Raw genomic sequence first — 20,073 nt, 5'->3', positions numbered from 1 at the left:
GCGCCCTATGCCCGGCGTCGCGGCTGCCGCCGCCTCTTCGATCGAAGCGGCAATGTGGGCGTCACCCTGGGGGTCGAATAGGGCATGAATCGCACGCATTCGTTTCTGCTCACCTGTGCTGCCTTCCTCGTGGCTGGCGCCACGCTGCCGGCGCGAGCGCAGCCGCCTGTCACTATCAAGATGGCCACGCTGGTGCCGGAGAATTCGGCCTGGTTCCTGGTGTTGAAAGACGTCGCCGACCAGTGGGGACGGATCTCGAACGGCAAGGTGCGGGTACTGTTGTATCCCGGCGGACGCCAGGGCGACGATCCTGATGTGGTGCGCAAGATGACGTTGGGTACGCTTAACGCGGGATTGCTGACGTCGGTGGGGATCGCGGAAATCGACCGTTCGGTGTACGCCATGGGCATCCCGATGGCCTTCGATGGGTACGATGAGGTCTATGCGGTGCTCGAGAAAATGCGCCCCAGGCTCGAGTCTGCGCTCGAGGCGAAGGGCTACGTCGTCCTCAACTGGGCCGACGGCGGCTGGACCCAGATCTTCGCGAAGCAGCCCGTCGCGCAGCCAGACGACCTGAAGAAGCTGAAGCTGTTCAGTTGGGCCGGAGACCAGAAGACCACCGAGATCTGGAAGCGACTCGGGTTCGATCCAAGACCGGCACCATCGACGGAACTGACCACCGGGCTGCAGACGGGGCTTTTCGAGGCGTTTCTCGCGCCGCCGCAGGTGTCGGTCATCACACGCTATTACGAGCATGCACAGTTCATGACCGACCTGCAATGGCAGCTGCTTCTGGGTGCCACGGTGATCAAGAAGGACGCTTGGGAGCGAATCCCCGTCGACCTCCGGCCGCAACTACTCGCGGTCGCTCGTCATGCCGGAGCGAAGCTTCAGCAGTCGATCCGTAGCAGCGGTCAGCGTGACATTGAAGCCATGAAGAGGGCCGGCTTAACCGTCGTGCCGGTCGACGCGAGGAAGCTCGAGCTATGGCGACGCGCGGCAGAATCGGCGTACCCGCTGATTCGCGGCGGCGTCGTGCCCGCGGACGCGTTTGACGACGCGTTGCGCTATCGTGACGAGTATCGCAAGCAACGGGGCGCCGCCAGGAAGTGAACAGCGAACGAACGCAAAATGGGCAGTTCAGTCGGCGCGCCCCGAGCACCCGCTTCATCTCGCTGACTGGGACTGCTGCCCCGATCACGCCCCACCCGCGCGTCGGCCGGTCGACCGCGTGCCGTTTTCGATGAGACATTCATGCCGTCTCCCCACCGTGCTAAGCGGCCGGCCAACTTGGTAAGCGGCGGAACCGGCGCTGCATGCGGCGGTGCAGCCAGCGCCATGTTGTCCAGGCTCGCCTGATTCGCGATGCGCCAAGTCGGGAGAATTCTAGTCTACCTGCGGACTCGAAGGCTTGCAGCCGCTGCATGTAAGCCTCAACCTGATCCGCTTGCAGCCATCGTGCGTCGATCCGTCCGTATTCGCTCACGAGTTGGTTGAAGAGCGTTCGCAGGCGGCGCGCGGGGGGGGAAAGGAGGCTCTCCTCGGCGTGCTCGGTAAACAGCCGGGCGATTTCCTGGCCGCGATTGATGAGACGGCGGAGTTCATGCGCGGAGTAGCGATCACTGAAACACCCGATCGTTCCGGCCGGCAGTCGTGCGTAGGTTGCCAGTAGGCGCCGCAGGTCTGCCAAAAGGGCTCTTTCCAAGTTTCGGTCTGGTCGGTCAAGGACGAACGGATCGTCGAGTCCGGAGGTCGACCCGCGCGCACGCAAGTCCTCGACCACGAGCCGGCGGTCGCCGAGATACGCGGTGATCTGTCTGGTCACCGCTTCTTCGAGCGGATCGCGAGGCGCTTCGCTCAACACCCGCGCCATGGAGCGCAAGGGTTGCCCGAGCGAGAGTGGAAACCGGGAGAACCGATAGCTGGCCCGCGATCCGGGCACCAGTCGGTACGCCACGAGATCCACCCGCAAGGACACGTCTTCCTCGAACCGCGCTCGCGCTCGCTCGAAGAGGTCCAGCGGCATGGCAGGCAGTGCCAGCCGGTCAAACAGCGAGTGGACACCATAGCCGCCAGCCTCAAGGATCCGCGCGACGACGTGCGCACAGTTGAACTCGCGCCTGTCCCACTGGACGGAGCCATCCCGGAACCGTTCCTCGATGCGGGTCGCTTCGGCAGCCATGGCCGCCGTGCAATCTGCCGGGATATCCGCCACCCTGAGCGCGAGCGTTTCCCGGCCATACGCCACACCGTAGGTACTGACATGCACCTGCGAGCCCGACGGACGCCGAACGCCATAGAGGTAATCCGCGAGGCTCAGGTGCTGCAGGAGTTTCGCGTCGATGGAGCGGTCGGCGACGTGGTTGGCGCTATACACGGTGTCGCCGACACGGATGGCCACATGCCCGAACGGGTTCTCGCGCACGATGCGCTGCGGCGACTGAGAGGTCGAGTACGAGAGCAGCAGTTCGACCTCGGCCGGAGCGTCGACGTCGAGCTGCGCCAGGACCTGATCGATATCGAGGGCAGGCAAGCCGTCTTCCATCCCAAAATCGGCGGACGGGTCGGCCGGAGTGAACGATGCGTCGAGTGCGAATTGCGCGATGCTGGCGATATGGGCATCGTCGCGGAACTCACGCTGGGCATTGAGCATGCCCTCCCTGATCTGCGGATTCGCGAGGAAATCCGCCACCAGCTCGCCCACCAACGACGTGTCCGCCGCAAGCTCGGCCAAACCCAGCCGGACAAAAAGCGCGGCGTTTTCCCGTTCGTGCCCGCTCACCACGTCGAGGAGAATCGTCGGTGTGCCCATGGCGAATGCTTCAGCCAAGGTCATGCCGCCGGCCTTGGTGATCAGCAGGTCGGCGGCGCGCATGCACGATACCATTTCGTGCTGGGGAAGGAGCCCCAGCACCCTCAGCGCCACCCGCGGCGATAAGTGTTCCTGCAAGTCTGCAAGCAAGGCCTGCTGTCTGGCGTTTGTCCCGCAGACGGCGATGATCTGCACGTAACGCTGGCAATGGCGGACGACGCTCTGCACCACTTCGCGATAGTCACCCGCGCCCTCCCGACCGCCGGTGAGCAACAGCGTGGGAATGTCCGGGTTCAAACCGAACCGCTCGAGCGTGAGCTGTCGAGCCCCGGGTTCGTCCGCCGGAATGCGCACCGGCATGCCGCTGGTGACAATCCGGTCGCGCGGCACGCCGGCAGCCAGCCAGCGCGATTCGAGCTCGGCGTGGGCGAGAAAGGTGCGGTCGATCCGCTGTGAGATGCGCGGAAAGTACCCCTCAAAGAAGTCCGTATGCAGCCAGCCGATCCTCAGTTTCGGCAGCAGCCCCCGCTGCCGCAGCGTGCCGAGCACCTGCGCCGCCCCGTAATGCGTAGCAAGCACCGCATCCGGCGCCTGCAACGCCAGATACGCGAACACTTTGTCTTCCGGATAGTCGTTGGGCAGCAGGGCGAGCAAGGCGGTGCGGTTGCCGCGCGCTTGCATCGAGCGAAAGAGACTCTCGAAACTTTCCGGGAGGTGGTTGGCAACGAACCAGTACAACCTCTCGTCGACTCGGCGCCACAGCGGATGCATGAACGCACGGATGTCCTGCAGGGCCACCTCGGCGGCCGGGGACTGCCTCTCGATCTCTTCCTGGATGGCGTGCGCGGCGCTGATGTGTCCGTAGCCGATGGAAGAATAGAAGACGATGATCTTCGTGGACCGAGGCGATCGAATATCGCGCGTCGGTGACGCGCATGTCCCCTGGCACCGAGTCCGGCCCCGTCGCCTCCACACGGCAATGGCAAAGACGACGATGGCGGTGACGGTCACGAGTATGCACGCCACGACTGCGCCGGAAACGGACAGCGCATGCATCGGTACCCAGCTGGTCAAGTGCTGACCGACCAGAATCGGCCGATCGTTTGGAGATTCGCGTTTGGCGCGATCATTCCCTCCCCCCGCTGCGCCAGATGGAGGTCAAAAGCCATATGCCGCCGACCACCGCGCCGAGGAACCCCAGCAGGCCGAACGAAGGCAGGCCCAGCATCTTGGGGCCTCCGGGCACCGTCATGACGATGGAGGAACCGATGATGAGCGCCGCAACGACGATGCCGACCACCAGCCGACTGGCGGCGCGATCGAGTTGATTGCCGACGCGTTTCAAGTGCGTGACATCAACGTGAACTTCGAGCCGACCGCGCCGCGCGGCACGGAGTAGCCGGGAAAGATCCTGGGGCAGACCGTCCATCAGCGAGAGCGCCTCGCTCGCGCTCCACCAGCCGCGCTTGATGAGGGCGGCCGGGGAATAGCGGGCGCGCATCGCCTGTTCCAGCAGAGGCATGGCTTCGCCGACCAGGTCGAAGTCCGGATCAAGCTCGCGCCCCATGCCCTCGAGTGTGACGAACGCCTTGACCAGGAGCGCCAAGTCCGGTGGCAGCGCTAGCCGGTGCTGTCGGAGGATCGCAACGAGGTCGGCGAGCATGGTGCCGATCTTGAGCCGCTTCAACGGCACGCCGTGGTATTGATCGACGAAGACCTGGATTTCCAACGTCAGATCGTCCTCGTTGACCTCGCCGTCGCCGGTCCAGTCGAGCAACACCTCGACGACGCGTGCGGGTTCCTGCTGCACCAGTCCCAGCAGCAGGCGAATCAGCTGACCGCGGCGTTGCTCCGTAAGCCGCCCAATCATGCCGAAGTCGATAAAGGCGATACGGCTGCCGGGCAGATAGAAGATGTTGCCGGGATGCGGGTCGGCATGGAAGAAGCCGTCCTCGATCATCATCTTCAACACCGCGTGCGCACCACGCCGGGCAAGTATCTGGCGGTCGAGGCCCGCAGCCTCAGCTGCGGCCAGATTGCGTCCGGGAATGCCGTCGATGAATTCCTGCACACACACGCGCTCCCCCGTCCATGGCCAGTAGACGCGGGGGATGACGATGGGCGCAGTCGCTGGGTGTGGTTCGACTGGGGTGTCAGCGATGGCACTGCCGGTGGGCACATCGCGCGGGGAGTCAGCGTCGGAATACTCCGCAAAATTCGTAGCGATGCGCTCGGCATTGCGACATTCGACGCCGAAATCAAGCTCGCGCAGCAGCGATTCGGTGAACTGACGCACCACTTCTCGCGGACGGTAGCGGCGCAGTTCCGGGCTTCCCGTCTCGGCCAGTTCCGCCAGTCTTGAGAGCCAGCGCAGGTCGGCCTCAATGATCGGCCGGATGCCCGGCCGACGCACCTTGACCACGACCTCACTGCCGTCGGCAAGCCGCGCGCGATGCACCTGCGCGATGGAGGCGGCGGCTAGCGGCTGGGGATCGAAGGCGACGAAGATCTCCTCGGGCGGCGCGCCCAGGTCATCGGAGAGCTGCTGACGTATCTCGGCGTACGGAGCGCTGGGGGCACTGTCCTGCAGCTTGCTGAATTCGGCGATCCACTCGGGTTCAAACAGATCCACACGGGTAGCGAGCACTTGCCCGAGCTTGACGAAGGCCGGTCCCATCTCCTCGAGCGCCCGCCGCGCCCGTGCAGGCGGGAGCATGTGCGCGCTATCCGACGAACTGCTCAACCGTAATGACTGACCGGCTCGTTCCAGCGCATTGGCGAGTCCCATCCGGCGTACCATGTCGCCGAACCCGTAGCGAATCAGAATCGAGGCGATCTCGCGCAGTCGTCCAAGATCGCGTGCCGCCGTCAGCGCCTGCCAGAACATCAGTCGCTCTCGCTCGCAGGCCGGTGGGAGGGCTTGACGCGATCGGCCAGTCCGCTGAGCACGCCGGCAGTGATTTGGCGCAACAGGTCGGAAGTAGCTTCTGCCAGATGCAGACCCGCCCCTGCCTGCGTCCGTCCCGCCTCGTAGCCCTGCTTCCCGACTACGACCAAGGCTTCCTTCAACTGCGCTCCGACGGCAGAACCATGGATGCGCGCGTGCGCTGCAAGGTCGGCGAGAATTTCCTCCGCCACATCCTTGCCACTCGATGCCGAGCGTTGCAGGCTGTCCAGGAACAGCGCCTCCAGGGCTCCCAAGTCAGTATAGGCGCGGGTCAGATCCTCATGGGAAAATTGCCGAGCCCGGCCTGCTGCCTCTTTCAGCGCCAGTGTCGACGCTGCGACGAACTGCGCCAACGCCGCGTCCAGCCCGGCGACTGCCTGGGTGAGACGTCCTCGCGTGATTTCGATCTGTGCGGCGGACTGGTGCAACTCCTGTTGCGCACCCGCCCGCGCGCCGCGCAGCACGGCACGAATGATCAGCCCAAGGGAGGCGCTATCGAGCGAATGCGCGCTGATCGCGCGCAAGGTGAGCCGCTTCACCAATTCCTGCACATCATCACCCGCTCCGACAGCGCTGCTCACTTCAGCTTCGAACTCGACGGTATCGTTGCCGTCGCCCGTCGTGTTGCCTGTTTGGTCTTGCATGATGGTGATTCTCCAAGTGGGATAACCTCAGCAACTGCGCGAAGACCGTGAGAGACGGCGGCCCCGGATCTTACCTCACCCTCGCCTCCGCCGCAGGCAACTCGTCCGCCCCCATTGCGCGGAGGAAAGCAGACCGAGCCAGCCAGTAGTCCACCCGCGCGTCGGTCTGCCGGTCCAGCGCCTGACGGTGTAGGACCTGCGCCTCAAGAAGGTCGGACAGCGTAGCGAGTCCTCCCGCCGAGCGGTCGGATGCCTCCTTCAAGTTCACCGTGGCCTGCCGCACGCCGAGATCCGCGACCCGCGAGGCCAGCCAGGCGGACATGACGTCGTCGTGTCGCTTCGAAATCTCGAGCGCCACGAGATCCCGAGCCTCGGACAATTGCAGCGCGGCCATGCGCTCTCGCGCCTGAAGCCCACGCACCTCATGCGCCGTCTTCCACGCGCCGCTGAGCGGGACGCTGACGGTGGCAAAGACCAGCGCATCCCCGCGTGTTCCGAGGCCGCCAAGATCGTAGCGCAGCAACTGCGCTCCCACCGAGACCGCAGGCAATGCGCTTCCGATCGCCATCGAAGTCTTTAGCGCCTCCGCGCGAACAGCCAGTCCCAGCAATCGAAGCTCCGGGCGTCGCACCAGTATGTCCAATCCCGAATCGCCGAGCGAGGCTTCGTCGGCCGCGGGTTCCGGGACGGTATCCGTTACCTCTGTCGGCGCCGACTCCGACAATCCCAAGTGCAATCGAAGATCGCGAGTTGCCAACCGGCGGCCGCTCTCCAGCCGCGAACGATCGACATCGGCTTCCTGCAGCTTCAGCCGCACCTTGAGGAGGTCGTTGGAAGTCACCAGTCCAGCCGCCACGGCATCGCTCGCCTGCCGTTCCAGATCAGTGAGCAGCGCCTTGTAAGCACGCAGCGTCTGGCCTTTCTGGCCCAGCGTCACCAGCCGCCAATATTTCTCCTCCGCCTGGGCGACCGCGTCGCGTCGAGCGAGGGCGGCCTTGTCATCGGCCACCGCCACGCCCAGCGCGGCCAGTCGATTGCCATTGACGACTCGCCCGCCGACGTAGAGTGGCTGCACCGCGGTCAACGAGAGCACGCGAACACGGTCAGCCAGCGCCATGCTGACTCCCGGGAAGTCGGTAACGTTCCCCGTGGATGCACCCCTGGCATCGTTTACGGGCAAGTTGCCGCCAGGAATGTTCACGTCAACAAGCGGCGTGCGCGCCGCCACAGCCACGGCGGCGGATGACACCGAAGGGAAGAAATTCGTAAATGCAGCGCGACGTGTCTGAACGGCTGCCGTCGTTTCCTCCAAAGCCTGCCGAACCTTGGGCGCATTTCGCGCGGCCAAACGTCGCACCTGGTCAAGCGTCAGCGTTCCCGATTGCGCCCCCGCCGTGATGGGAAATGCGCACAGTGACACCAACAAGAGGACGCCGCTCGCGGCCGCGGTCGAGGCATGCCGGATCGGGACACTCCGCGCCATCAACCAGTACGCAACCGGCAGCACGATCAAGGTCAGGAGCGTCGAGAAGATCAGGCCAAAGAAGGTCACGGCGCCGAGCGGACCCCAGAGCGTGGAACCACTCAGGATCATCGGCACCACGCCGACGGCGGCCGCTGCCGCCGTCAGCACGATGGGCCGCATACGACGCATACCAGCGGCCAGGGCAGCGTCCCGACTAGACATTCCCTGCGCGCGAAGCTCCTCGGCGAATCCCACGAGGATGATTCCGTTTCGGACGACGATGCCCATGAGGCCGATGACGCCCAGAAACGACGTGAATCCGAAGGCGTTTCCCGTGAGCATCAGTCCAAGTACGGCGCCGAACAGCGCGAGTGGCATCGTGACCATCACGAGCAGAACCAGCCGATGCCGTCCGAACTCGAAGAGCAGGATCAGGTAGATGATGGCCACGCTCGCGGCCATTGAGACTGACATGGGTGTGTAGTTCTCCACGGTGCCCTCCCGTTCGCCGCCCCAGCCGATCCGGATACCGGGCGTCGGCTCCATCAGCTTGAGGGCACGGTCCAGCTTGCGCTCGACGTCCGACGCCAGGATCCCGGGTCCGACATCGACACGCACGGTCAGCGTGCGCACCCCGTTGCGGTGCACGATCGCCTCCTCGTTCCAATCCGGCCGAATGTGAGCCACCTCTTCGATGGGCACGGCGGCGCCGAGCAGCAGCGACGAAACGTACTGCCGGCGGAACCCCTGCATGGTCTGGGACTCGCGCGGATCCTCGCCGAGGATGACCCGTATCGGATCCGCGTGCTCCCAGAGGGTGGCGATCGGCAGGCCGAGACTGCTTCCTGCCATGAGCGAGGCCTGGAGGCTGGCGGACGACACTCCGAGGCGCGCGGCGTTGTCCGCGTCTGGCAGCACGCTCACTCCCTGTCGCGGCTCGCCGAAGTCGTTGCGGATCCACGTGACGCCGGGGATCGCGCGGGCTGCTGTTTCGAGGCGCAGCGCCAGCTGCCGCAACTGCGGAATGTCGCTGCCGGAGAGGCGGACTTCGATCGGCGCACTTGTGGCCTGGAGGTCGAGCTGCTTCCAGCGCACCCAGCCTTCCGGGAAACTATTCCGGTGGCGTTGTTCGTATTCGTGCAGAACTTCGACCGTCGCTTCGTCACTCACCGTGCACACCAGGAGCTGGGCGAAATTCCGCGACGGCATGTTGGGTATGTACGTGGTATGGAAGCGCGGCGAACTCGTGCCGATAAACGACGTGACGTGCGTCACGCGCGGGTCTCGGAGCAACTCCCGTTCCACGCGGCGGGCGACGTCATCCGTCTGTGCCAGCGGACGACCACTGGGCAGATAGATCTCGACCGCGAACTGGTTGCGGTCGACCTTCGGGAAGAGTTGCCGCGGCATGAAGAAGCCGAGCAACGCCGCGGCGAGCACCGAGGCAACGCCGGTCCCGATTGCGAGACGTGGCCGGCGGAAGGCCAGCTCGAGACTCCGACCGTAGATCCCTCTCAGGCGATCCAGAACGGTTGCGCGTTCATCTCCATCAGGCCGGTGGAGCCCGTGACGAATGAACCGGAGGTTGAGAATGGGAAGGAGGAAGACGGAGACCAGCAGGCTGGCGCCGAGTGCCACGGCGATGGTGACGGGCAGGCTCCCGACGAACTCGCCACCCATTCCCTTCAGAAACCACGCCAGCGGCACGTACGCCATGATGATGGCCAACGTGGCACTGAAGACAGGGCCGGCCAGGCTGGTCGCGCTTTCCCTCGCCGCGGTCCACACGTCGGCGCCATGGTCGAGCCGTTCGACATGATCGTCGATGATGACGATCGCATTGTCCACCACCATGCCGAGGACGACGATGAGGCCCGCCAACGACACCGTCTGCAACTGCACGCCGAGGGCATTGAGCACGCCCAGGGTGATCAGGATGGAGATCGGGATCGAGACGGCCGCCACCATCGCGACGCGCAGCGGCAGGAGGAGCATGGTCATGGCGATGACCGCCATGATCGCCAGGCCAAAATCACGCAGGAAGTGGCCCACTGCGACCGCCACGACCTGTGGCTGATCCACCACTCGGGCGATCCTGACCGTCGGCGGAAGCTCTCGGCGCGCCTCGGTCAACGCCTCGTCTACCTCCCGGCCGAAGGTGGCGATGTTGTGCCCCTTTTGCATCTCGACCGACAAGACCACCGCCTGTTTACCATCAAAGCGGACGAACGCGTCGTCGTGCCCGTATTCGCGGCGAATGCTGGCGACGTCAGCCAGTCGCACGTGCGAGCCTGTTGGAGACGAGAATACGATGGTCTGTGCAAGCTTGTCCTCGGATCGCAGCACCGCGCCCACATGCACCGACAGTTCGAGTGTCTTGGTGTCGAGGCGGGCGGGCGCCGGCTGGCCCGCCGTTCCCTGTAGTGCCAGCCAGACCGTCGCTGGGCGCACGCCGTAGTGTGAAAGGCGTTCGCTCGAAAGGGTGACGCGAATCACCTCGCGCTGCATGCCGAAGCGGCGGAGCTTCGAGGTTCCGGGAAGCCGACGCAATTGCGCCTCGACAACCTCCAGCTGGGTCTGCAGGTCGCGTGCGCTGTGCCCCTCCGAGGTCAGCGTGAGCAGCAGCGCGCTCGTGTCTCCGAAGTCGTTGTTACCCACGAGCGCCACGACCTGGGGCGGCAGGCTCTGCTCCCGCAGTTCGGTGAGGCCGAGGCGCAGCTTTGCCCAAAAAGCGTCCGCAGCCAGCCCGGCCACCCGGTCATTCAGTTCGACAAAGACGATGAGCTGCCCTTCCTTGGACAGCGAGTACGTCTTCAGCTTGTTCACCTCTGCGAAGCTGAACAGGAACGCCTCCACCGGCTTGGCGAGGCGTTCCTCGACCTCGGCGGAGGTGGCCCCCGGCATGATCCCCACCACGAGTCCCTGTCGGACGGTGAACTCGGGAAACTCCTGCCGCGGCATGGTCAGGAACGAGATGGTACCGAACATCGCCAGACCGGCGACGAGCGTGACTACGATGCGCCATTCGATCATGGCGCGCTCGACGAGGTTGTGGGCCTTCATCGGGCGCGCGCTCCACTGTCTGGCGTGGCAGCCACGCGAATCTTGATGCCGTCCGCCAGCATCGGCGTGCCCGACGTGACCACGCGATCGCCAGCGAAGAGCCCCCGCGAGATGGCGATGTACTCGCCGCGGTAACCGGCGACCTCGACGGGCTGGTACCGAACCACGTCCCCACGAACGACGTAGACGACGGGCTCTCCACTGCCGTCCACCCGCACTGCCTCACGCGGAACCACCACCGCGCTCGCGGCTCCCGCAATCCGCACTCGGAGCTTGGCTACCATGCCGACGCGCAAGGCGCCATCAGTGTTGGGAAGGCGTACCTTCACGGGGTAGGTCCTCGTCAACGGATCGGCGACCACTCCGATCTCGACGATTTCCCCCGATCGCTCCGTGCCGACCGCATCCACGAGGACCGAGACGACCTGGCCCATCCGGAGGCGGGCGACTTTCCCTGATGGCACCGGCGCGGTCGCACGGACGACCCGAGTGGAGACAAGGACGAGCACCGGTCGCCCAGGCATGGTGGTCATGCCGGGCTCCGCGCTCCGGCTGGTGACCGTGCCATCGACCGGCGCGCGCAAGACGCAGTCATCCAGGTTCTTCTGGGCCAGTGAGCGAGCGTGCCTGGCTTGCTGCACCCCCGTCTGGACCTCGACCCACTTCACGTCGGCGATCGTGCGATTGCGATGCATGGGTTCCAGCCGCCGAAGCGCATCCTCAGCCTGATCCGCCTTAGCGACGGCGATCGCGAGGGCATCCTCGTATGCGCGCGTCTTGAGCCGTCCCAGCACCTGACCGCGTTGGACAACCTGGCCTTCGTGAACCGCAAGCTCCTCGATGGTTCCAATGACGCCAAAATCAAGCGGCGTCGTCCGTTCGGCTTCGATGGTACCGCTCAGGACAATATCTTCGCCTGAGCCGTCAACCACCGCCGTTGCCAACTCCACGAGTGGCAGCGGCGGTGCGGCGGACTGCTCCCCGCGGCAGGCGGCCGCTCCGGCCACGGCCACGGCGAGAAAGACCGACCGAGTGGTCAAGTGCCTCCGGCAGGGGATTCGCGTGTCGCCGACGCATGCGGGCACTGTCTTTTCCTCTCTGGATTTCATCATTCGTCCTTGTGCAGCTTCCCGGGTGGGTGGTAGCGGGGGGGTAGGTACCATGGTGACTGAATGGTCCTATCGGGTTTTTTGGTCAATCTCAGGCGCAATATTGAGTTCGCGCCGCCTACCTGTGATTTACCTCATGCTCGGTCGGGAATCAGACCTGCACTCGAGGTAATTCCGCGGACCAACACGTCCAGGAGATCGTCGATGGCCCGGCGAAACTCGGGGCCATTCTGCGGGTCGATCATCGACCGCTCCAGCCCACGCACCACGGTTTGCATGGCGAGTGCCAGGGCGTGAGGATGTCGCACAACGAAGGTGTTGGACGCGTTCCCCTCGACGAGGATGCCCTCGAGCAACGCTCGCTCCGCTTCCCAAAGCTCCTTGAGATAAGGAGCGGCCGCCTCCTGCAACTCAAGGGCGAGGTCATGCTGGACCTTCAAGTCCTTGGTCACACGGATCAGCTGATGGGCGCGACCTCGCATGTACGCTCGGAGCTTCGCCTCCGGCGTCCGGGCACGTTTCACGGCTGCGGTTAGTTCGCGCAATACGTTTCCCCAGATCTGGTGCGCGATTTCGCCGAACAGCTCTTCCTTGCTCGCGAAGTAGAGGTAGATCGTGCCCTTTCCAATACGCACACGCTTCGCGACGTCCTCGATGGACGTCTTCCGGTAGCCGAAACGAGCGAAGAGCTGCGCCGCGGCCGAGAGAATTGCTTCACGCTGATTAGTAGAACTCATTGTCCGAATATAGTACTATAGTCATCTCGGCCACGCTAGTGCCAAGTTCCGACGAGTCGCACCAATCCCTCGTGAAGGGGCGCATCGCGCCGTGTCGGATTCTCCTCGTTGACCTCCGATCGCCTTTCGTTGCGTCCGAAGCTCGACTCGCTGTCGGTTGTACAGCCGGTGGTCCGCCAAGCCGGGTGGCCACCGAAACTCCCTCACCAGAACCTCGATTGAGTGGAGAAAGAGTGTGCTCCTCGACGTGCCGTCCCGGTCAAACGTGCATTTCCTCGGGTGGACAAGGAAACTGACGCGCTCGGTGGCAGTCGGACTTTGAGGGCTAGCTTCTGCCTGCACGGCCGCTGCCGTCCGAATAAGCATGGACAATCTGGCGGTCTTGGGGAAGTACGCCCGCCGATACCAACCGGCGAGGGCTAGCTGAAGACCTTCGCTGTCCAGCCAGTGGCTGCTTGGACCGCGTACGCTCGCTCGAAGGTGTGTCGATCGTGGGCAGCACCGCTTACGTGCCGGGCCGTCGAACCAGGTCACGCGGCTTGATACAGAGGCTGATTCGGAAACGGGTCGGTCAGGGGGCCAACAACTTGCGGACTCGCGTCGGCAACAGCGCGGAGGTCCCAACTTCTCTTCTTCGTCATCTTCAGTTCATCAGGCGCTGGCAACGGAACGCGGGTCGGAGTAGCTGGCGGCATGGTCATCAGAGGGCACCGGCCACCGTTGACACGCAATTTCAGCCCTTCAAAGTGGCCACGAAGTGGCCCCGGAAGTTGCAGCTTCTCGGGTGAAAATGAAGAACGCAACCCCTTATCACATAAGGGGTTGCGTTCCAGTCGGGGCGAGAGGATTTGAACCTCCGACCTCCTGCTCCCGAAGCAGGCGCTCTACCGGGCTAAGCTACGCCCCGATTCGGTAAAGTCTCGTTCTGTCTTACTCTGTCTTACTCTGCCCCACATGCGCCCGGAGAGACTCGAACTCCCAACCTTCTGATCCGTAGTCAGATGCTCTATCCAATTGAGCTACGAGCGCAAACCGATCGCGTCTGTCGTTCTCTGTCCTAATCTGTCGTTCTCTGCCCCTCACGACACCGACGCCGGCGCAACCACGCGCCGGCGAGACTCACAATATACCCGGCCAAGAGCCGCGGGTCAATCAGGTCGACAACAGCGCCGAGACCTTTTCCAGCAACTCTTCCCGCCCGAACGGCTTGGCCAGGATCGCGTCGGCGCCGAGCGTCCGCGCCGAGTTGAGATAGGCGTCCGGTCCCACCCGCCCGCCCCCCGAAATCGCCATCACCTTCACGGGGCGGCCACTGTGCCGCAGCTGCATCAGCGTCTCGAGCCCCTCCTGCTCCGGCATCACCACATCGGTGATCACCAGGGCAGAAGGTTGCTCGTGAAACCGCCGCATCCCGGCACGCCCGTCTTCCGCCGAATCCACGTCGTACCCGGCGCGCTGCAGCATCTCCACCAGCATGCCGCGCACCACCGGGTCGTCATCGATCACCAGAATCCGGGCGTTCATCGGGACGCCGTCGCCCTTACTTGAGCGAGTAGCGCCAAGCCGCAATCTTCGCCTTGTCCGACTTGACCTCGAAGGCGCTCGTGGCATTGGGACCCACGTTCTCCACCTTCGCCACCTGCGTGTCCACCACGGCGCCGGCGAGGTCCAGCAGCTCGAACGTGACCTCGAACGACTTCGCGGCCTTCGTCCGATTCTCGATCTCGGCCTTCACCACGGCGCGGTCGGCGTAGCGCACGAACTCCACGACCACCAGGCGCTGCGGCATGTCGTCGTTGATCTTCATGTACTTGGCCACGGAGTCGGCGAACGGGCTCGGCGGCGGCGGCGGCGGGGCGACCGGCCGAACACCGGGCTTCGTCGGGGCCGGCGCCGGCGGCGGCTCGGCCGGCTTCGACTGGTCGTTGAGCACGTTGTACGCGTAGGCGTAGAGCGCGACGTTGTCCGGGTTGCCCGGGTCGATCGAGACGAGCTTGTTCACCACCGGGATCATCTCGCGGCCCTTGCGCAGCTCGTACATCAGCGCGGCCGCGTTGTAGAGCGCGTCACGCGAGTTCGGGTTCTTCGCCAGCGTCGCCTCGAACAGCTTCACGGCTTCCGTCGTCTTGCCCATGCGGTTGGCGCAGATGGCCGCCTGCAGCACCGACATGTCGCTGTACTTGTCGAGATGCTTGTCGACCAGTTCGTAGCACGTCTGGAACAGCGACGAATCCTTGAGCGACGTCGCGGCCATGCCGAGGCCCGACAGCGCGTACGGCGTCGACTCGGCGTCCGGCATCTCCGTGGCGAGGCGCAGCAGCACCTCGGCGGCGCGCTTCAGCGTCTTCGTGCGGTTCGGCTCCGGCTGGATCTCGGCGTACTCCAGCCCGACCTGGCCGATCTGGAACAGCACGGCGCGGCGGTCCTCGGCGTACGTCGTGTCGTTCTCGGTCAGCTTGAGCGCCTCTTCGAGGTGCTTCATCATGTCGGCCTGCGACCCGCGCACCTGCGCGATCGCGGCGAAGACGCGCGGCGCATACGGCGACCAGCGGTCGAGCACCTGCGACGACTTGGCGTAGAACTCCGCCGAATCGACTTCATTGGCGGCCATGAACTTGAAGGCGGCGTTGATGCGGTCCTGCCACGGCTTCGCCTGGCGGAACGGGCGCGTCTCCGAATGGCACGCCGGGCCCATCGCTTCCACCGTCGTGAACAGCGAGTCGGCCATCTTGGCGAGGTCGACCACCTGCTCCTTGGGCGTGCCCCAGTTCAGGTCGGCGCGCGTGGCGGTGGCGGTGGCGTTCGGCTGCATCGCCCACAGGATCAGCATCTGCCCGGCGATGAGGTTGGCCCCCTGCGGGTTCGCTGACGCGACCTTGGGGTTGCCCACCGTCTTCATGATGTCCTTGATGGCCTTCGCGCGCTCATCGCCCGGCGCCAGCTGCAGGGCGCGCATGCGGGTGATGTTGTAGAGGGTGACCAGTTCCTTCGGCTGCGTGAAGTCGACGGGGCAGGTCGCGGCCGCCGGCTCCTGCGCGGCCAATGGGGCCGCAACGAGGGCGGCGAGAAGCGTAAGACGAGGAATAAGCGTCATTGTTCGCTCGGAAATGGCCGGAGACCCGGCAGGTGACGCGGGGAAGTTAACAAAAAGCCCCACGAGGCGCACTCGTGAGGCAATGGGCGGTACAAGACTCGAACTTGTGACCTCCACGATGTCAACGTGGCGCTCTAACCAACTGAGCTAACCGCCCGAAACCAGCGGGATGACACCGGAAGGCGCACAGACCAGTCCCCACATTGGCGCTGCCTTCCCTACGTACCCCGCCGCAGAACCGCTGTGCCGCAGGTGCGGTGCCTGTTGTCTCTCTGTTGTCTGTCTGTTCCTTCGCTGTTGTCTCTCTGCTTCAGAGCGGGAAACGGGACTCGAACCCGCGACCCCAACCTTGGCAAGGTTGTGCTCTACCAACTGAGCTATTCCCGCATGTCCCGGATCGGGTTCCGGCAATGGGCCCGCCGATGCGCCGACGGCCCCCCGAGTGGAGGCGAGGGGAATCGAACCCCTGACCTCTTGAATGCCATTCAAGCGCTCTCCCAACTGAGCTACGCCCCCTCGTCCGTCCGGCGCCGCGCGGTCTCCCAAGCGTTCCGTCAGGAACCAAAAAAGCTATCCAGACGTATCACGTGGGTCAAGCGGTCTCTCTAGCGTAAATCGCCAATCGCGCTATTTTTAGCTCCCTCACACATCGCTCAGCATTGGCGGCGCCGCCAGCGTTACTCTGTGGCGAGCGCGCCGTGGTTGCACCGGGTCAGGCCCGCCTCCGGGTCCCCCGCCTTAACGATTCACGTTCGAGCCCCCTGGCTCGTCGAGGCATAGTCCATGGCCACTGAAGTCAAGCGCCGCCGTCGCCGCGCGGTCCCCGCAGGGATCGCGCCCAGCGAGCCCGAGCGCGACATCCTCGACCAGTACCTGTACGAGGTCAGCACCTACCCGTTGCTCAAGGGCAACGAGGAGATCGAGGTCGCGCGCAAGATCCGCGCGGGCGACCAGGATGCATTGCAGGAACTCGTCAAGCGCAACCTGCGCTTCGTCATCTCCGTCGCGAAGAAGTACCAGAACCGCGGCCTCCCCCTCATCGATCTCATCGGCGAAGGGAACGTCGGCCTCCTGACCGCCGCGCGAAAGTTCGATCCCGACCAGGGCGTGAAGTTCATCTCGTACGCCGTCTGGTGGATCCGGCAGGCCATCCTGTCCTCGCTCGCGCGGCAGGGACGCACCGTCCGCGTGCCGCTCAACCGCACCGCCGACCTGTCGCGCATCATCAAGGCCTCGGAGATCCTGCGCCAGAAGATGCGCCGGGAACCCACCCCCGAGGAATTGGCCAAGGTAACGGGCCTCTCGGTGGACGTCGTCTCGTCACTCGCCGCGCTCAACAGCGGCGACGTGCGCCTCGACGCCCCCATGGATCCCGACGGCGACCGCTCCCTCATCGAACGCTTCGTCGCCGACGAGATGCCCGACACCGAGGAAGAGGCGATGAACCGCTTCCTCACCGACGAGATTGAGCAGGCGCTCGGCACGCTCCCGCCGCGCGATGCCAAGGTGCTGCGCCTCTACTTCGGCCTCGAGGGCGGACGCGAGCACACGCTCGAGGAAATCGGCTCGATGCTCGGCGTCACCCGAGAGCGGGTGCGGCAACTACGAGACCGGGCGCTTAAGAGGCTGCGTGAGGGCGACGTAGGCCGGGCGCTTCAGTCGTTCAGCGCTTAAGAGAGACAACAGAGAGACAACAGAGAAACAACAGAGAAACAACAGAGAGACAACAGCGAAACGACAGCGGCCGGGAGAGCTTGTGCTCCTCGGCCGCGCTCCTTTCTTGGGGGCGCACGGGGCGAGTTTGAACGCCAAACGCTGACAGTCGTCCAGCGAGAAGCGTACAGCCGCTGGACGACGCGGCGACCGAGAAGGTCCGCCGCTTCGTACGGGAATCCCGCATCGCCGTCCGCGATCGATGTTCGCGTCAGGCACCGGACGAATGCCCCTCGCCGCACATGGGGTGGCGCTTCATATTCTCCCGCACCCGCCCTCCTCCTTCGATTATTTGTGATCTCCCTCCAAGGCATCCACAAGGCCTTCGGCGCCAAGCAAGTGCTCAAGGGCTTCACCCTCGAGGTGCCCGAGGGCGAATCCGTGGCGATCATCGGGTACTCCGGGTCGGGAAAGTCGGTGGCGATCAAGCACATCGTGGGGCTGCTCGAGCCGGACCAGGGGACCGTTTTCGTGGACGGGCTCGAGGTTCCCACCCTCGACCGGCCGGCGCTCTTTCGCCTCCGCGCGAGGATCGGATATGTCTTTCAATTCGCGGCGCTCTTCGATTCGCTCACCGTCGGGGAGAACGTCGCGATGGGGCTGCGCCGCCAGGAGGCCCTGACCGGACGCGACATCGCCGCGCGGGTGCGCGAGGTGCTGGCGCTCGTCGACCTCCCCGACGCGGCCGAGGTCATGCCCAGCGAGCTCTCGGGCGGCATGCGCAAGCGCGTCGGCATCGCGCGCGCCATCGCGCTTCGCCCCAAGTACCTGCTGTACGACGAGCCGACCACCGGCCTCGATCCAGTGACGAGCGCCGTGATCAATGACCTGATGCTGCGCACGCAGCGCACGCTGGGGGTCACGTCCATCGTCATCACGCACGACATGAAGTCGGCCTACGCGGTGGCGTCGCGCATCGCGATGCTGCACGAGGGACGCGTGCGACAGGTGGGGACGGTGGAGGAAATTCGGCAGACCGCCGATCCGGTCGTTCGCGGCTTCATCGAAGGGCGCGCGGACCTCGACACCGGACGCGCCGCGTGAAGCGCCAGCCGCGGGCGCCGCGAGAGGAAGTCTCGGCCGGCGGCGTCGTCTTTCGCCGTTCCCCCGACGGCGTGCGATTCCTGCTCATCCGCGACAGCTACCGGAACTGGGGCTTTCCCAAGGGGCACCTGGAGGCCGACGAGTCGCCCGACGCGGCGGCGGTGCGCGAGGTGCGCGAGGAGACGGGACTGTCGGCGGTCGCGCTCAAGGCGCCCATCGACGTGATCGACTGGAGCTTCCGGTTTCGGGGCCGGGTCGTCCACAAGATCTGCCACTTCTACCTGATTGAAGCCGAGAGCCACCGCGCGCGTCCGTTGCGCCGCGAGGGGATCACCGCCTGCCGCTGGCTCCGCTTCGACGAAGCCGTCGCGCTCGTGTCGTACGAGAATGCGCGGGCGGTGCTGGCGCGCGCCAAGGCACTGCTCGAATCGGAGCCGCACGCATGACCGGCGCGGCGCCCGTCTTCCTGCCCACGGTGCTGGCGTACACCACACGCGATCGCAGCCGCGACTTGCTGCGGCGCGCCTTCACGCGCCGCCGCGCGCGGCTGCAGCTGGTCCGCACCGCTGAGGCCGTCGACAGCGCCCTGCGCGGCGCGCTCGTGGATGCCGTCGTGGTGGACCTCGGAGTCGGCGGCGACGACGCGTGGGCCGCGGCCGCGATGGCCCGCGAGTTCCCGAGCATCCCGTTCGTGGCGCTCGTTGCCCCGCGGCTGGCCGACGCCGGCGTGCTGGGCCGCAGCGCCGCGCTCGAGATGGCCGACCTGCTCATCGAGGGGGTGGACGACGGCGCGCTGCGCGAACTGATGGCGCCGCTGGCCTTCACGACGCGGTTCGCCGCCGCACTGCGGGACGCGCATGTCGCGCTGGGGCTCGACACCCCGCTGCAGCAGGCGGCGTGGAACTGTCTGGTTGCGGGCGGGGGCCGTCCGGTGCGCACGGAGGCCATCGCCGAGACGCTCGGCGTGACGCGTGAGCACCTCAGCCGCGCCTTCGCGGCCGCCGGGGCGCCCAACCTGAAGCGCGTCATCGACCTCGTGCGGCTGATTGCCGCCGCCGAGTTGGCGAAGAATCCCGGTTATGACCTGGCTGATGTGGCCACCGTGCTCGGCTTCGCCTCGCCGTCGCACCTGGCCAGCACGGCGCAGCGGGTTGCGGGCATCCGGGCCGCGTCGCTCACCCGCCTCCGGACGAGGGATCTGCTGACGCGGTTCTGTCAGGGCCGGTCGCGCAGCAGGGTCTAGCGCCGTCAGGGTCTACCCTACAGAATAGGCGTGGGTACCCTGATGTCCGGGAATGCGAGCCGGTTCGCATACTCAGTACCCATAACCCATTACGAGGTTGCGGCAAATCCGGGAGCCCTTTTCGGTGACGCCGTGGCGTCTCGCGGGGTTGTTGTGGTTGTAGGCGTAATGCGTCCTTTTTCCGCCCCTCTCTTAGGAGGAT

Annotated in this window: 13 protein-coding genes and 5 tRNA genes; 5 read left to right on the top strand and 13 right to left on the bottom strand. The window is 65.3% G+C overall.

The window, feature by feature from the left end; all coding sequences use genetic code 11:
• The first annotated feature begins 84 nt into the window (after positions 1-84).
• Positions 85-1,113, top strand: coding sequence for a TRAP transporter substrate-binding protein DctP (gene dctP, locus VGJ96_07685; protein HEY3286984.1), 1,029 nt, complete (start codon positions 85-87; stop codon positions 1,111-1,113).
• Positions 1,114-1,273: 160 nt separating this feature from the next.
• On the opposite strand, the gene VGJ96_07680 is transcribed toward dctP, so the two are convergent.
• The 13 genes from VGJ96_07680 to VGJ96_07620 form a co-directional block, all read right to left on the bottom strand.
• Positions 1,274-3,823, bottom strand: coding sequence for a glycosyltransferase (locus VGJ96_07680; protein ID HEY3286983.1), 2,550 nt, complete (start codon positions 3,821-3,823; stop codon positions 1,274-1,276).
• Between the two features lie 115 nt (positions 3,824-3,938).
• A complete protein-coding gene (locus VGJ96_07675; GenBank protein HEY3286982.1) occupies positions 3,939-5,699 on the bottom strand; it encodes an AarF/UbiB family protein in 1,761 nt (586 codons plus the stop codon).
• Positions 5,699-6,403 carry a DUF6781 family protein gene (locus VGJ96_07670; GenBank protein HEY3286981.1) on the bottom strand — a complete coding sequence of 235 codons (705 nt, stop codon included), beginning with the start codon at positions 6,401-6,403 and terminating at the stop codon, positions 5,699-5,701. The genes VGJ96_07675 and VGJ96_07670 overlap by 1 nt, the downstream gene beginning before the upstream one ends.
• A gap of 70 nt (positions 6,404-6,473) precedes the next feature.
• Positions 6,474-10,931 (bottom strand): efflux RND transporter permease subunit, encoded by a 4,458-nt coding sequence (locus tag VGJ96_07665; GenBank protein ID HEY3286980.1) that lies wholly within the window; start codon positions 10,929-10,931, stop codon positions 6,474-6,476.
• On the bottom strand, positions 10,928-12,040 hold the full coding sequence (locus tag VGJ96_07660; GenBank protein ID HEY3286979.1) for an efflux RND transporter periplasmic adaptor subunit: 1,113 nt from the start codon (positions 12,038-12,040) through the stop codon (positions 10,928-10,930). The genes VGJ96_07665 and VGJ96_07660 overlap by 4 nt, the downstream gene beginning before the upstream one ends.
• 134 nt (positions 12,041-12,174) lie before the next feature.
• Positions 12,175-12,777: a helix-turn-helix domain-containing protein gene (locus tag VGJ96_07655; GenBank protein ID HEY3286978.1), complete on the bottom strand. Its 603-nt coding sequence runs from the start codon at positions 12,775-12,777 to the stop codon at positions 12,175-12,177.
• Between the two features lie 833 nt (positions 12,778-13,610).
• A tRNA-Pro gene (locus VGJ96_07650) sits at positions 13,611-13,684 on the bottom strand.
• Between the two features lie 48 nt (positions 13,685-13,732).
• Positions 13,733-13,806 (bottom strand) — tRNA-Arg (locus VGJ96_07645).
• Between the two features lie 123 nt (positions 13,807-13,929).
• Positions 13,930-14,301, bottom strand: a complete 372-nt coding sequence (locus tag VGJ96_07640; GenBank protein ID HEY3286977.1) for a response regulator — start codon at positions 14,299-14,301, stop codon at positions 13,930-13,932.
• Positions 14,302-14,317: 16 nt separating this feature from the next.
• Entirely contained in the window at positions 14,318-15,871 is a 1,554-nt protein-coding gene (locus VGJ96_07635; GenBank protein ID HEY3286976.1) for an FxLYD domain-containing protein, read from the bottom strand.
• 83 nt (positions 15,872-15,954) lie between these two features.
• Positions 15,955-16,028: transfer RNA gene (locus VGJ96_07630), tRNA-Val, on the bottom strand.
• A gap of 157 nt (positions 16,029-16,185) precedes the next feature.
• Positions 16,186-16,258: transfer RNA gene (locus VGJ96_07625), tRNA-Gly, on the bottom strand.
• 56 nt (positions 16,259-16,314) lie between these two features.
• Positions 16,315-16,387 (bottom strand) — tRNA-Ala (locus tag VGJ96_07620).
• A gap of 267 nt (positions 16,388-16,654) precedes the next feature.
• Here VGJ96_07620 and VGJ96_07615 point away from each other — a divergent pair.
• The 4 genes from VGJ96_07615 to VGJ96_07600 all read left to right on the top strand — a co-directional run bounded on the left by VGJ96_07615 (position 16,655) and on the right by VGJ96_07600 (position 19,871).
• A complete protein-coding gene (locus VGJ96_07615; GenBank protein HEY3286975.1) occupies positions 16,655-17,545 on the top strand; it encodes an RNA polymerase sigma factor RpoD/SigA in 891 nt (296 codons plus the stop codon).
• Positions 17,546-17,878: 333 nt separating this feature from the next.
• Positions 17,879-18,628 (top strand): ABC transporter ATP-binding protein, encoded by a 750-nt coding sequence (locus VGJ96_07610; GenBank protein ID HEY3286974.1) that lies wholly within the window; start codon positions 17,879-17,881, stop codon positions 18,626-18,628.
• Positions 18,625-19,074 carry an NUDIX hydrolase gene (locus VGJ96_07605; protein HEY3286973.1) on the top strand — a complete coding sequence of 150 codons (450 nt, stop codon included), beginning with the start codon at positions 18,625-18,627 and terminating at the stop codon, positions 19,072-19,074. The genes VGJ96_07610 and VGJ96_07605 overlap by 4 nt, the downstream gene beginning before the upstream one ends.
• Positions 19,071-19,871 (top strand): helix-turn-helix domain-containing protein, encoded by an 801-nt coding sequence (locus VGJ96_07600; GenBank protein ID HEY3286972.1) that lies wholly within the window; start codon positions 19,071-19,073, stop codon positions 19,869-19,871. The genes VGJ96_07605 and VGJ96_07600 overlap by 4 nt, the downstream gene beginning before the upstream one ends.
• The last annotated feature ends 202 nt before the right edge of the window (positions 19,872-20,073 follow it).

The organism is Gemmatimonadaceae bacterium (genome assembly GCA_036504815.1).
GTDB lineage: Bacteria > Gemmatimonadota > Gemmatimonadetes > Gemmatimonadales > Gemmatimonadaceae > PNKL01.
Note: the sequence above shows the minus strand (reverse complement) of the source record. Positions and strands in the feature narration are given on the sequence as shown.